At 69.5% G+C, this 12,702-nt stretch carries 11 protein-coding genes; 3 read left to right on the top strand and 8 right to left on the bottom strand.

All coding sequences use genetic code 11. From position 1 onward, the window contains the following. Positions 1 to 7: 7 nt before the first annotated feature. The 3 genes from QE388_RS08330 to QE388_RS08320 are packed head-to-tail and all read right to left on the bottom strand — an operon-like array spanning position 8 to position 2,906. Entirely contained in the window at positions 8 to 1,324 is a 1,317-nt protein-coding gene (locus QE388_RS08330) for an MFS transporter (protein ID WP_307387088.1), read from the bottom strand. Continuing rightward, entirely contained in the window at positions 1,324 to 2,490 is a 1,167-nt protein-coding gene (gene rhaI, locus QE388_RS08325; RefSeq protein ID WP_307384708.1) for an L-rhamnose isomerase, read from the bottom strand. The genes QE388_RS08330 and rhaI overlap by 1 nt, the downstream gene beginning before the upstream one ends. Continuing rightward, positions 2,487 to 2,906: an L-rhamnose mutarotase gene (locus QE388_RS08320; RefSeq protein ID WP_275801601.1), complete on the bottom strand. Its 420-nt coding sequence runs from the start codon at positions 2,904 to 2,906 to the stop codon at positions 2,487 to 2,489. Before QE388_RS08320 ends, rhaI begins: the two co-directional genes overlap by 4 nt. Positions 2,907 to 2,990: 84 nt before the next feature. Between QE388_RS08320 and QE388_RS08315 the strand changes: the two genes are divergently transcribed. Beyond that, positions 2,991 to 3,989 carry a LacI family DNA-binding transcriptional regulator gene (locus tag QE388_RS08315; RefSeq protein ID WP_275801602.1) on the top strand — a complete coding sequence of 333 codons (999 nt, stop codon included), beginning with the start codon at positions 2,991 to 2,993 and terminating at the stop codon, positions 3,987 to 3,989. Between the two features lie 201 nt (positions 3,990 to 4,190). Here QE388_RS08315 and QE388_RS08310 read toward each other — a convergent pair whose 3' ends face one another. Further along, positions 4,191 to 5,660, bottom strand: coding sequence for an MDR family MFS transporter (locus tag QE388_RS08310; protein WP_307384704.1), 1,470 nt, complete (start codon positions 5,658 to 5,660; stop codon positions 4,191 to 4,193). A 72-nt stretch (positions 5,661 to 5,732) separates the two neighbouring features. Here QE388_RS08310 and QE388_RS08305 point away from each other — a divergent pair, with 72 nt between their 5' ends. After that, positions 5,733 to 6,356: a TetR/AcrR family transcriptional regulator gene (locus QE388_RS08305; protein ID WP_307384702.1), complete on the top strand. Its 624-nt coding sequence runs from the start codon at positions 5,733 to 5,735 to the stop codon at positions 6,354 to 6,356. On the opposite strand, the gene QE388_RS08300 is transcribed toward QE388_RS08305, so the two are convergent. The 3 genes from QE388_RS08300 to QE388_RS08290 form a co-directional block, all read right to left on the bottom strand. After that, positions 6,340 to 7,185: a transglutaminase family protein gene (locus QE388_RS08300; RefSeq protein ID WP_307384700.1), complete on the bottom strand. Its 846-nt coding sequence runs from the start codon at positions 7,183 to 7,185 to the stop codon at positions 6,340 to 6,342. The genes QE388_RS08305 and QE388_RS08300 overlap by 17 nt on opposite strands. A 97-nt stretch (positions 7,186 to 7,282) precedes the next feature. Next, the gene (locus tag QE388_RS08295) at positions 7,283 to 8,215 is read right to left on the bottom strand and encodes an alpha-E domain-containing protein (protein ID WP_058596140.1); all 933 of its coding nucleotides are present in this window, start codon (positions 8,213 to 8,215) and stop codon (positions 7,283 to 7,285) included. Next, on the bottom strand, positions 8,209 to 10,005 hold the full coding sequence (locus QE388_RS08290) for a circularly permuted type 2 ATP-grasp protein (RefSeq protein WP_307384699.1): 1,797 nt from the start codon (positions 10,003 to 10,005) through the stop codon (positions 8,209 to 8,211). Before QE388_RS08290 ends, QE388_RS08295 begins: the two co-directional genes overlap by 7 nt. 106 nt (positions 10,006 to 10,111) lie before the next feature. On the opposite strand from QE388_RS08290, the gene QE388_RS08285 reads away from it, so the two are divergent. Next, on the top strand, positions 10,112 to 11,335 hold the full coding sequence (locus QE388_RS08285; protein ID WP_307384698.1) for a carbamoyl-phosphate synthase large subunit: 1,224 nt from the start codon (positions 10,112 to 10,114) through the stop codon (positions 11,333 to 11,335). 134 nt (positions 11,336 to 11,469) lie between these two features. Here the strand turns inward: QE388_RS08285 and QE388_RS08280 are convergent, their stop codons facing one another. After that, the gene (locus QE388_RS08280) at positions 11,470 to 12,651 is read right to left on the bottom strand and encodes a zinc-dependent alcohol dehydrogenase (protein ID WP_307384696.1); all 1,182 of its coding nucleotides are present in this window, start codon (positions 12,649 to 12,651) and stop codon (positions 11,470 to 11,472) included. Positions 12,652 to 12,702 lie beyond the last annotated feature (51 nt).

Genomic DNA, 12,702 nt, shown 5'->3' with positions numbered 1-12,702 from the left:
AGAGCGATCAGAGGTTCGGGGGTACCGGCGTGGACAGGGGCACGTTCGCGCCGTAGCGCTCCCGCTCGATCTCATCGAGCGACTTGCCCTCGGTCTTCGGCGCCCAGACGGTGCCGATGAGCATCGCCGCCACGAGCAGAGCGAGGATGATGAGCCCGAGCACGGCCAGTCCGGTCTGGGCGAGCAGGATGGGGAAGACGAGGCTCAGCAGGCCCACCATCACGCGGGCGAGCATGAACAGCACGCCCTGCGCACTGGCCCGGTAGCGGGTGGCGAACAGCTCGGCTGTCCACAGTCCGTAGAACGCCTGCGCGCCGAGGCCCGCAGAGACACCCCACGCCACCGCGAAGAACAGCAACGAGCCGATTCCCGGCGGAGCGTAGATGAGCACCGCCCAGGCGACGACGCCGAGCGCCGCTCCCCCGAAGTAGAGCCAGCGACGCTTCACCCGGTCGCCGTACCGCATGAAGCCGAAGTATGTGGCGGCGGCCGTCAGCGTCCAGACGAGGACCTGCAGGAGGTTCTGCTGCACGGGATCGTGCAGCCCCGACGCGTCGTAGACGCGCGGCTGGAAGATGCCGGCCTGCCCGGCGACCGTGTTCCACAGGCCGTAGACCCCGAGCAGGAACAGCAGGGCGGTCCAGTTCTTCCGCTCCCGCAGGAGCCCCGCGAGGCCGCTGAAGAACGAGATCCGCTCCCCCGCGCTCGTCGCGGCCGCGCGCTGCTCCTTCCATCGGCGAGACTCCGGCAAGCCGCGGCGCACCCACCACGTGACGGCGGCGATGACGAAGAGGTGGAGGAAGATCAGTCGCGATCCCCACAGGCCGAGGGGTGCGACCACCACAGCGAGGAGGAAGCCGACGGCCGGCCCGATCGACCAGGCCAACTGGGCCGTGCCGACGTGCGCCGCGCGGTGCTCACTGGGAGCTTCTTCGGCGATGTAGGTCCAGGATGCCGGCACCCCGGCGCCGACGGCGATGCCCATGAGGATCACACCCGCGAGCAGCATCCCGACATTCGCCGAGAACGTCACCAGCAGGGCGCCGAGCATGAACACGATGAGGTCGTACGTGTAGATGAACTTCCGACCCAGGCGGTCGCACAGCGGACCGCCGATCGCGGCGCCGATGGCCGAGCCGAACGCGTTGGCCGACAGGGCAGCGATGACGCCGACAACGCCGTCGTCGAAGCCGAACGACTCCTGCCAGAGGGTCAGGCTCGTGGCGAGCGCGATGATGGCGCCCGCCTCGATGTAGTTCGACATGGCGACCGCGATGGTGGCCTTCCACGCCGACAGCGGACGCTTCGTGTTCGTCGTCGTCATCACGCGCCCCAGCCCGCCTGCGTGCCGCCGACGCGCTCGGCGGCGATGCGGGGCAGGTAGCCGGATGCCGCGAACGCAGCCATCGGGTCGGCAGGGAGGCCCCGCGACTCGCGCCACTCGGCGAGCGCGGGACGTACGTCGGTGTAGAAGGCGTCCATCAGCACCGCGTTGGCGCCGAGCACGTCGTTCGCCTGCTGCGCGGCATCCAGAGCGTCGCGGTCGAGGAGGAGCGCCCGCGCCGTCATCTCCTGGACGTTGAGCACCGAGCGGATCTGCCCGGGGATCTTGTCCTCGATGTTGTGGCACTGGTCGAGCATGAAGGCCACGTCGGGGTTGTTGAGGCCCCCGCCGCGCACGACCTCGACGAGGATGCGGAACAGCTGGAACGGGTCAGCCGCGCCCACAATGAGGTCGTCGTCGGCGTAGAAGCGCGAGTTGAAGTCGAACGAGCCGAGCTTTCCGAGACGCAGGAGCTGCATGACGATGAACTCGATGTTGGTGCCGGGCGCGTGGTGGCCCGTGTCGAGGCACACCATCGCCTTGTCGCCGAGAGAGGCGACCTGCGCGTACGAGGTACCCCAGTCGGGAACGTCGGTGTGGTAAAACGACGGCTCGAAGAACTTGTACTCGAGCACGAGACGCTGGTCGTCGCCGAGGCGCTCGTAGATCTGCTGCAGCGAGTCCTGCAGGCGGTCCTGACGCCCGCGCATGTCGTTCTGGCCGGGGTAGTTCGAGCCCTCGGCGAGCCAGATCTTCAGGTCGCGCGAGCCCGTGGCATCCATCACGTCGATGCACTCGAGGTGGTGGTCGATGGCCTTGCGGCGGATGCGCTCGTCGTGGTGCGTGAGGGCGCCGAACTTGTAGTCCTCGTCCTGGAAGGTGTTCGAGTTGACTGTGCCGAGCTTCACACCGAGGTCTTCCGCGTGGCGGCGGAGCGCCGTGTAGTCGTCGACGAGGTCCCACGGGATGTGCAGGGCAACCGTGGGGGCGAGAGCGGTCAGGCGGTTGACCTCGGCGGCATCCGCGATCTTTTCGAACGGGTCGCGCGGGGTCCCGGCGGTGGGGAACACACGGAAGCGGGTTCCGGAGTTGCCGAACGCCCACGAGGGGAGCTCGATGGCCTGGGCTTCGAGGGCCGAGAGGATCTCGGGAGACAACGTCGTCATGAGCGGGTGCTTTCGGTCGGGGCGGATGCCGGGGACTCGGCGTCGGCGGAAGGGACGGATGCCGCGGGCGTGGCCTCCGCGAGCTGGTCGGCGAGGTGGAACACCTCGGTGAGGGGGGTCGCGGCCTGGTCGGGCCGACTCTCGAGTCCGATGAAGAAGGCGGACATCTCGTCTTCCCACTTCGCGGCGATGGGCGAAGCAGCGAGATACGCCTGCGCTGCGGCATCGTCGTCGGTCTCGTAGTAGCCGATGAGCCGGCCGCCCTCGCCGAGGAACAGGGAGTAGTTGCGGCGCCCGGCGGCGGCGATCTCTTCGAGCATCTCCGCGCGCACCGGCGTGTGACGCGCGACGTACTCGTCGACCAGGTCGGGCCAGATACGGAGTTCGAAGCAGACGCGCGTGGTCTGTGCGGACATGACGGAGTTCTCTTCCTCGAGAAATGAATCGTTTCACGACACGGTAGCACGATGCTCCGACGCGTGCGATATCGTCGTCGGATCATGGCGGTCAAAATCAAAGACGTCGCCGCGCACGCCGGCGTCTCCGTGGGAACCGTCTCGAATGTGCTCAACGCCCGCGACACGGTGTCCCCTGGAGTCGTCGAGCGTGTCCGCGCCTCGATCGACGCCCTCGGCTACGTGCGCAACGACGCCGCGCGCCAGCTGCGCGCCGGCCGGAGCCGCGCGATCGCGCTGATCGTGCTCGATGTCGGCAACCCGTTCTTCGCCGCCGTCGCCCGCGGTGCCGAAGCTCGCGCCGCCGCCGACGGGTACGTCGTCCTCCTCGGATCCAGCGGGGCCGACACCGACCAGGAACGCCTCTACCTCGACCAGTTCCGCGAGCAGCGGGTCGCGGGGGTTCTCCTCACCCCGGCCGACGCCCCCGGAGACGCGGTGGAGCACCTCGCAGCTGCCGGCATCCCGGTCGTCCTCGTCGACGAGCAGACCACCCGAGACGACGTCTGCACCGTGTCGGTCGACGACGTCGAAGGCGGCCACCTCGCGGTCGCGCACCTTCTCGCGCAGGGGCGTCGACGCATCGCCTTCGTGGCCGGCCCGCTCAGCACCCGGCAGGTCGCCGACCGTCTCGCGGGGGCCCGTCGCGCGGTCGTCGAGGTCGACGGCGCGTCCCTCGAGGTCATCGAGACGGATGCCATGACCGTCCTCGCCGGGCGCGCCGCCGGCGAGCGACTGCGCGAACGCGACGACCGACCGGACGCGGTGTTCGCCGCCAACGACCTGCTGGCCGTGGGTGTCCTGCAGGCGTTGACGATGCTCGGCGACATCCGCGTGCCCGACGACATCGCGCTCGTCGGCTACGACGACATCGACTTCGCCGCCGCGACCGTGGTGCCCCTCACCTCGGTCCGCCAGCCCGCCGAGACCCTGGGCTCGACCGCCGTCGACCTGCTGCTGCGCCAGCTCGACGGCGGCGTCGATCCGGAAGGACAGCAGGTGCGGTTCCAGCCGGAGCTGGTCGTGCGGGCGTCGAGCGGGTAGAGCTCTGCTCTCGCTCGGCGCTCCGATCCTGGCGACGCGCGCCGTTCACACCGGCACCCGACGCGTGGCCCCGCATGATCCCCGCCCCCTCCGGTGACTTGCGCCATACGCACGCGACGGGAGCCGCCGAGCGAGCATATGCCGCAAGTCACGGATGGCAGGACGCTCACGCCGCGGGACGGCGCAGGCAGCGCGCACCCCTCAGTGCGCCGGCACCCCCTCCACACCCTCGGCCGGCTTCGGCGTCCGCACGAACACCGCGAGCACGATCACGGCGATCGACAGGCACGCCGCGAGGAAGAACGCGGAATGGATGCCGGTGGCCGTGGCATCCACGACACTCGCTCCCCCGCTCACCGCCGACGCGGCACCGACCGTCATCAGCGTCACGAACACCGCCGTGCCCGCCGCTCCCGCGAGCTGCTGAACGGTCGAGACGATCGCCGAGCCGTGCGGGTAGAGCTCGCGCGGCAGTGAGCCGAGCGCCGAGGTCATGAGCGGAGTGAACATGAAGGCCAGGCCCAGGCTCAGCACGCAGTGCACGGCGATGACGAATCCGGCGGCCGTCTCGGTGGAGAGGGTCGCGAAGCCCCACAGCCCGAGGCTCGCGATGATCGCGCCGGGCAGCACGAGCGGGCGCGCGCCGAAGCGGTCGAAGAGGTTGCCGACGAGCGGCGCCATGAGCCCCATGAGCAGACCACCGGGGAGCAGGAGCAGCCCGGTCTGCAGGGTTCCGAGGCCCAGGACGTTCTGCAGATAGATCGGCAGGAGGATCAGGACGCCGAAGAGCATCGTCATCGCCACGACGACGAGGATCACCGCGAGGGTGAACGACGAGTGCCGGAAGACTCCGAGGTTGAGCAGGACGCGATCGGTCGAGCCGAGCCGCAGCTGACGGACGACGAAGACCGCGAGGGCGACCACGCCCACGACCAGCGGGATCCAGACCGGCACGATCGCGTGCCCGCTGGCCGCTTCGCCGATGCTCGACAGACCGAAGATGAGACCGCCGAAGGCGAGCGCCGAGAGCACCACCGAGATCACGTCGAGCGTCACGCGTCGCGTCTCCGTGAGATTGCGCACCCACCGGGCGCCGAGCGCGATCGCGACGAGGGCGATCGGGACCATCACCATGAACATGCCGCGCCACGGGAAGACCGAGAGGATCAGGCCCGACACGGTGGGCCCGATGGCCGGGGCGACCGAGATGACGATCGAGATGAGCCCCATCATTCGTCCGCGCCGGTGGGCCGGCACGACGTTCAGCACGGTCGTGAACAGCAGCGGCAGCATGATCGCGGTGCCGCACGCCTGCACGATGCGCCCCACCAACAGCACGCCGAAACCGGGCGCGAACGACGCGATCACGGTGCCCAGGGTGAACAGGCCCATCGCCGTGAAGAACAGGGTCCGAAGCGGCAGGCGCTGGATGAGGAAGCCCGTCGTGGGGATCACGACCGCCATCGTCAGGAGGAACGCGGTGGTCAGCCACTGCGCCGTGGCGGCCGAGATGTCGAGCTCGCGCATGAGCTCGGGCAGGGCGACACCCATGACCGTCTCATTGAGGATGACGACGAACGCGGCGACGACCAGCAGCGCGATGACGGCGCCCGGGCGGACGGCAGGCTTTCCGGGTGGGGCAGCGGCGGGAACGGTTCCGGTGGCGACCATGAGCGACCAATCTGAGCAGTGACGGGCAAGTTGGCAGTTACTGCCAATAAGACATCGACTACTGTATCGGACATGAGCACCCCGGCAGCCCCCGTCGAGGGCCTGCGCGACCGCCGCCGTCGCGAGACCGCGGTGGAGATCTGCGCTGCCGCCCTCGATCTGTTCGAGGAGAAGGGCGTTTCCGGCACCACGGTCGACGAGATCGCCGCGCGCGCGGGCGTCTCCCCGCGCACGTTCTTCCGCCTGGCCGGCACGAAGGAAGACGCCGTCTTCGTCGACGACGGTCGCTTCGCCGACGCCCTCGCCGGGGTCGCCGAGGTCGGCGACGACATCGCAGCCCTGCTGACCGCGCTCCGTCAGGTGTTCGCGCGCGAGCTGGAGCTCCTGGATGCCGACGCCCGAGCGCGCGAGCGCTTCTTGCGCGTGCGTCGGCTCATCGCCCACGAGCCCGCGCTGCTCGGCGCTGCCGTCCGCCGAGAGGTCACCTCGGCCGACCGCTTCGTGCCCGAGATCGCCGAGCGGATCGGCCTCGCCGAACTCGACGTCCGCACGGCCCTGGGCATCGCCGGCCTCGAGATGAGGACGACCCTCGACGAGTGGGCCCGCCGCCACGACGTCGGCGAGACCGCCACCCTCGAGGATCTGCACCGCGAGGTGCAGGCGCGCCTGAGCCGCGCCGTCACGTCTCGCGCGTGATCGTCACCCTCACCTTGAGCTGGCTCTTGCCGGGACCGGCGTAGACACCGCGCAGCGGCGGGACGTCGTTGTAGTCGCGCCCGCGGCCGACGAGCACGTGACGATCACCGATCTCGATGTTGTTCGTCGGGTCGAAGCCCTGCCAGTCGCCCGCGAACCATTCGACCCACGCGTGCGACTCGCCTGTGACGGCCTCGCCGACCTCGGCCGAGGGCTTCGGGTGCAGGTAGCCCGAGATGTAGCGGGCCGGGATGCCGACTTCGCGCAAGGCCCCGATCGCGATGTGGGCGATGTCCTGGCAGACGCCCTTGCGCGCTTCCCACGCGTCCACGGCGGTCGAGTGCACGCCCGTCACACCCTGCATGTACTCGATCGCGTCGCCGATGGCCTCGGCGATGGCGTGGGCCGCCGGGCCCGGACGATCGTGCTGGGCGGCGATGGAACGCGCGAGCTCCACGACCTCGGGATGCGGCGCCGTGCGGCGCGTCTGCGTCAGCTGCTCGACCGTGGCCACCGATCCCGCCGCCTCGACGGCGAGCTGCTCCCACGTGATGTCGGCGTGCTCGATCGGGCGAGGCCGCACCTCGACGAGCGACCGTGCCGTGATCGTGAGGGCGGCGTGCGGGGAAAGGACGTCGAAGGCCGCGACACGCGTGCCGAAGTAGTCGACGTACTGGTTGACCGACGTCGAGGGTTCGATGTCGAGCGACGAGCTCAGCACGAACTGACTGTCGGTCGAGTGCGGCAGCATGCGCGCTTCGTTGTACGACGCCGACACGTCGCCGGGGTAGGCGAAGCCGGTCTGGTGCTCGATCCGCAGACGCTTCATCGCACGTTCCCTTCACCCTGGCGTCGCGCCAAGGGTCCCTGAGCCTGTCGAAGGGGTCCCTGAGCCTGTCGATGGGGTCCCTGAGCCTGTCGAAGGGTCATGAGATCTCTCCGATCCAGCTGGGCTCGGCCTGCGTCGGGAAGAAACGCGACCGGATCGCCTCCGACGCCTCCCGCGTCACCGTCTGCACGCGCTGCATGTGCTCGGGCAGGTCGGTGAGAACGTCACTGACCGGGCGGTACTCGAGGTCGTTGCGGATCTGGCCGAGCGCGCGCAGCACCGTGTTCGAGTGGCCGACGCGGTCGGCGCGGGGGTCGATCGCGCTCATACAGTCTTCGGCGCGCTGGATCGAGTAGATGATCGAGCGCGGGAACAGGCGGTCGAGCAGCAGGAACTCGGCCGCGTTGCGGGCGCTCGGCATCCCTCGATACGTACGCAGGTAGGCCTCGTACGCGCCGCACGAGCGGAGGATCGTCGTCCACGACGGACCGGACACCTCGGTGAGCGACCGCGTCGCAAGCAGCCGCGCGGTCATGTCGGTGCGCTCGATGCTGCGCCCGAGCGTGAAGAACTGCCAGGCCTCGTCGCGGTTCGTCGACGAGTCGACGATGCCGATCGCCAGGGCGGCGCGCTCTCGCACCCACTGGAAGAACTCGTGCACCTTCTCGGTCTGCAGACGCCGTGGCATCCGGGAGTTCGTGGTGTTGAGGATCTCCCACAGCTCGGTCGAGACGATCTCCCGCGCGCGGCGGGCGTTCTCGCGCGCCGCGGTGATCGAGTACGCGATGCTCGACGGATTCATGCGGTCCACGGCGAGGCGGGCCAGAACGTCGTCGCGGCGCACGGTGTCGACGTTCTCGGGCCAGGCCGACCCCATGACGCTGAGGAGCGACCGGCACGCGGTGTCCTCGTCGATCCAGGGGTCCTCGAGGAGGAGCTGCAGGTGGACGTCGAGGATGCGCGCGGTCCCGTCGCTGCGCTCGATGTACCGCCCGATCCAGAACAGGCTTTCTGCGATGCGGCTCAGCATGAGTCGGCCTCCCCCGTCTCCGAGCCCGCCGAGGACCCTGAGCCCGCCGAGGACCCTGAGCCCGTCGAAGGGTCCGGAACCCGTCGCTCGGCCTGTTGCTGCTGCTGCTCGGCCTGCGGACCGTGCTCGACGACCGCGTCCTGCTGCTGCTGTTCCTGCTGCTCTCGCCCGCCCGCGCGCGGGTCGCGGGGAGCGGTGGCGGGAGCCGGCTGACCGTCGTAGATGATCGGGATCGACTCGGTGACCGCCGCCTGATCGGCGACGAGGCCCGAAACACCGTTGCCCTGGCCGTACTCGACGTGCGAGGGGGCGGCGCCGCCGATCACCCACGTGTCCTTCGACCCGCCGCCCTGGCTCGAGTTCACGACGAGCTGCCCCTCGGGGAGGGCGACGCGCGTGAGCCCGCCGGGCAGCACCCAGATGTCGTCGCCGTCGTTCACGGCGAAGGGGCGCAGGTCGGCGTGCCGCGGACGCATGCCGTCCTCGACGAGCGTCGGAATGGTCGAGAGCATGACGACCGGCTGTGCGATCCACCCGCGGGGGTCGGCGAGGAGGCGCTTGCGAAGCGCGTCGAGCTCGGCCGGCGAGGCGTCCGGACCCACGACGAGCCCCTTGCCACCTGACCCGTCGACGGGCTTCACGACGAGCTCAGGAAGACGGTCGAGCACCTCTTCGAGGGCGCCCGGATCCTCGAGCCGCCAGGTGTCGACGTTCTTGAGGATCGGTTCCTCGGCGAGGTAGTACCGGATGAGGTCGGGCACGTAGGTGTAGAGCAGCTTGTCGTCCGCGACGCCGTTGCCCACGGCGTTCGCGATCGTGACGTTTCCCAGGCGCGCCGCCAGCATGAGGCCGGGGGCTCCGAGCATCGAGTCGGCGCGGAACTGCAGCGGGTCGAGGAAGTCGTCGTCGACGCGGCGGTAGATCACGTCGACGCGCTGCGGGCCGCGCGTGGTGCGCATGAACACCTTGCCGCCGATGCACAGCAGGTCGCGGCCCTCGACCAGCTCGACGCCCATCAGGCGTGCGAGCAACGTGTGCTCGAAGTACGCCGAGTTGTAGACACCCGGCGTGAGCACGACGATGTTCGGGTCGTCGATTCCGGGTGGGGCCGACGCGCGGAGGGCCGCGAGAAGCTTGTTGGGGTAGTCGCCGACGGGGCGCACGCGCATCGAGACGAACAGCTCGGGCAGCGTCTGGGCCATGACGCGGCGGTTCGAGATGACGTACGAGACGCCCGAGGGCACGCGCACGTTGTCTTCGAGCACGCGCATCTCGCCGTGCTCATCGCGGATCAGATCGATGCCCGACACCTGGATGCGCACGCCGTTGGCACTGCGGATGCCGGCCGCCTGGCGATAGAAGTACTGCGACGACGAGATGAGGCCAGCGGGCAGGATGCCGTCGCGCACGCAGTGCTGGTTGCCGTAGGCGTCGTCGAGGAACGCCTCGAGCGCCTTGACGCGCTGCTTGACGCCGGCCTCGATGCGCGACCACTCGTCGTACGCGATGACGCGGGGGACCGCGTCGAGCGGGAAGGGTCGCTCCTCACCCGCGAAGTCGAACGTCACGCCCTGCGCGAGGTACGAACTGGCGAGCGACTCGGTGCGGCCGCGCAGCTCTTCCTGCGTCATCTTCGCGAGCGTCTGGTACAGCTCCCGGTACGCCTCACGAGAGGGGGCGGCTTCTCCGGGACTCGCCGGAAGGCCGAACATCTCATCGAACGCCGGGACGCCGGAAGCGGTCTTGCGCGGCGCCAGCGTGGAGCCGTAACCGTCGAACAGGTCACCCATGCGACGACTCTACTCACGGCCGTGTTGCCGACACGTTTCCCGGCGGGGACCCCGGCTGGTGGATAGAGTGACGCCTACGTCCGCCGCCACGACAAAGGGTGCCTCCATGCGCGTGCTCGTCACCAGTTCCCGTAACACCTTCGCCCTCGACCTCATCCGCAAGCTCGGGAGCGTGGGCCACACGGTCTTCGCGAGCGACACCTACGACGGCGCGGTGGGCAACCACTCGCGCTTCCTCGCCGGACACCTGGCGACCCCGTCGCCGCGCTTCGAGACCGATGCGTTCATCGCCGCGGTGAGCGACTACGTCGAGAAGCACGACATCGACCTGATCATCCCGACGTTCGAGGAGGTCTTCTACCTCGCCGCGCGCGTGGCCGACCTCCCCTCCGGCGTCCGCCTCTTCTCCGGCACCTTCGCCGACCTGGCACGCCTGCACGACAAGGCGAGCTTCCAGCGCCTGGCTCAGGATGCCGGGGTCCCCATCCCCGAGACGGTCGTCGTCACCTCCCCCGAGGAACTGCGGACCGCGATCGACAGTTTCCCCCGGTACTTCGCCCGCGCGGCCTTCTCGCGCGGCGGAGTCGGCCTGCTGACGAACACCGGCCCGCTCGCCGGCAAGATCCCCGTCGAAGAGTGCGTGCCCACGCCCGAGCAGCCCTGGCTCGTCCAGCCGTTCGTCGACGGGCCGATGGTGTGCACCTACAGCGTCGTCGTCGACGGCAAGGTCCAGGTGCACACGACCTACAAGGCCGCCGAGCAGTGGGCGCACTCGACCGCGATCGCGTTCATCGCCGTCGACAGCACCGACACCCTGCGCTACACGCAGCAGCTCGTCGACACCCTCGACCCCGGGTTCACGGGCCAGATCTCTTTCGACTTCGTCGACCACGGCACCGAGGCGGCCCCCGACTACAAGATCATCGAGTGCAACCCGCGCCCCACGAACGGCGTCATCCTGCTGGACGCCGAGGACGTGTCGAAGGCCATCCAGGGCGAGCTCACCGAACCGGTGGTCGCGATCCCCGGCACGGAGCGCCAGATCACCCTCGCGGTGCTCGCCGACGCGTTCACCGAGCCGCTGTCGCACCTGCCCAAGACCCTGCACGATCTGCTGCACGTGCGCGACGTCGGCGCGGGCTGGTGGGACGGCGCGGCGATGCTCTGGAGCCCGGCGACCATCGTCCACGGCGCGAAGATCTCGCACGGCGACCGCAAAGAGATCCTCGCGGCGCTCGGCGACGACATCGTGTGGAACGGCGAGCCGATCGAGGGCATGAGCGACGCGGATGCCGAGGCCCTCGAGGCCGTGCACGCGGGTAGCGCGTAACTTCCCCGGCATCCGGAGTCCCTGGCTGAGCGCCCCGGGCCGTCCCGCGGAGTCCGTGGCCGACACGCCGCCAGGGACGACCCCGGTCCGGAGTGTCACGGCCGGACTCCGCGTGACGGTACCCGAGCGGGGCCTCAGGAACCGGGTCGCAGCACCACCTTGATGCAGCCGTCCTCCTTCTTCTGGAACGTCTCGTACAGGTCGGGGGCATCCTCTAGCGGGGCGTGGTGGGTCACCAGATCCATCACTCCGAGAGGGTCGGCGGGGTCCTCGACCAGCGGCAGCAGGTCGTCGATCCAGCGCTTGACGTTGCACTGACCCATGCGCAGGTTCAGCTGCTTGTCGAACATCGTCTTCATCGGCAGGATGTCGGCCTCGCCCGCGTACACGCCGCTGAGCGACACCGTGCCGCCGCGCCGCACGAGGTCGATCGAGGCGTAGACCGCCGCGAGCCGGTCGATCCCGGCCTTGTCCATGAGTTTCCGCGCGAAGGCGTCGGGCAGCAGGCCGACGGCGTTCTGCGCCAGCTTCGCGCCGCCGTTGCCGTGGGCCTCCATGCCGACGGCATCCACGACCCCGTCCGCACCGCGCCCCTCGGTCAGGTCGATCAGTTCGTCGACGACCGTGTCGGTCAGGTCGTAGGTCAGGATGCCGTGCCGCTCGGCCATCGCACGCCGCTCGGGCTCGGGCTCGATGGCGAGCACCCGATAGCCGAGGTGGACGCCGATGCGGGCGGCGAATTGCCCGACCGGGCCGAGGCCCATCACCGCGAGCGTGCCGCCCTCGGGCACGTTCGCGTACTGCACGCCCTGCCAGGCGGTCGGGACGATGTCGCTGAGGAAGAGGTACCGGTCGTCGGGCAGGTCGTCGCCGACGCGGATGTGGTTGTGGTCGGCCAGCGGCACGCGCAGGTACTCCGCCTGGCCACCCGGCACCTGACCGTAGAGCTTGGTGTAGCCGAAGAGGGCCGCGCCGCTGCCGTACTCGCGCACCTGGGTCGTCTCGCACTGCGACTGCAGACCGCGACGGCACATGAAGCAGTGTCCGCACGAGATGTTGAACGGTACGACGATCCGGTCGCCGACCGCGAGGTTCGTCACGGCCGAGCCGACCTCGACGACGACGCCCATCGGCTCGTGGCCGAGCACGTCACCTCTGTCGATGAAGGGGCCGAAGAGCTCGTACAGGTGCAGGTCGGAGCCGCAGATGGCGGTCGAGGTGATCTTCACGATCGCGTCGGTCGGTTCGAGGATCTCGGGGTCGGGGACCTCCTCGACGCTCACGTTGCGCGTGCCCTGCCAGGTCAGTGCCTTCATGGTGGTGCCTCTCTATCCGGGGGACGGCCAGTCTGCGCGGCACCCCGAGAG

Origin of the sequence: Microbacterium sp. SORGH_AS_0969, from assembly GCF_030818255.1 — a bacterium.
Taxonomy (GTDB): domain Bacteria; phylum Actinomycetota; class Actinomycetes; order Actinomycetales; family Microbacteriaceae; genus Microbacterium.
Note: the sequence above shows the minus strand (reverse complement) of the source record. Positions and strands in the feature narration are given on the sequence as shown.

Coding starts and splice junctions, on each gene's coding strand:
- QE388_RS08320 (WP_275801601.1), bottom strand. CDS start 2,906: ATGTCCGCACAGACCACGCGCGTCTGCTTCGAACTCCGTATCTGGCCC.
- QE388_RS08290 (WP_307384699.1), bottom strand. CDS start 10,005: ATGGGTGACCTGTTCGACGGTTACGGCTCCACGCTGGCGCCGCGCAAG.
- QE388_RS08285 (WP_307384698.1), top strand. CDS start 10,112: ATGCGCGTGCTCGTCACCAGTTCCCGTAACACCTTCGCCCTCGACCTC.
- QE388_RS08300 (WP_307384700.1), bottom strand. CDS start 7,185: ATGAAGCGTCTGCGGATCGAGCACCAGACCGGCTTCGCCTACCCCGGC.
- QE388_RS08305 (WP_307384702.1), top strand. CDS start 5,733: ATGAGCACCCCGGCAGCCCCCGTCGAGGGCCTGCGCGACCGCCGCCGT.
- QE388_RS08315 (WP_275801602.1), top strand. CDS start 2,991: ATGGCGGTCAAAATCAAAGACGTCGCCGCGCACGCCGGCGTCTCCGTG.
- QE388_RS08310 (WP_307384704.1), bottom strand. CDS start 5,660: ATGGTCGCCACCGGAACCGTTCCCGCCGCTGCCCCACCCGGAAAGCCT.
- rhaI (WP_307384708.1), bottom strand. CDS start 2,490: ATGACGACGTTGTCTCCCGAGATCCTCTCGGCCCTCGAAGCCCAGGCC.
- QE388_RS08280 (WP_307384696.1), bottom strand. CDS start 12,651: ATGAAGGCACTGACCTGGCAGGGCACGCGCAACGTGAGCGTCGAGGAG.
- QE388_RS08295 (WP_058596140.1), bottom strand. CDS start 8,215: ATGCTGAGCCGCATCGCAGAAAGCCTGTTCTGGATCGGGCGGTACATC.
- QE388_RS08330 (WP_307387088.1), bottom strand. CDS start 1,324: ATGACGACGACGAACACGAAGCGTCCGCTGTCGGCGTGGAAGGCCACC.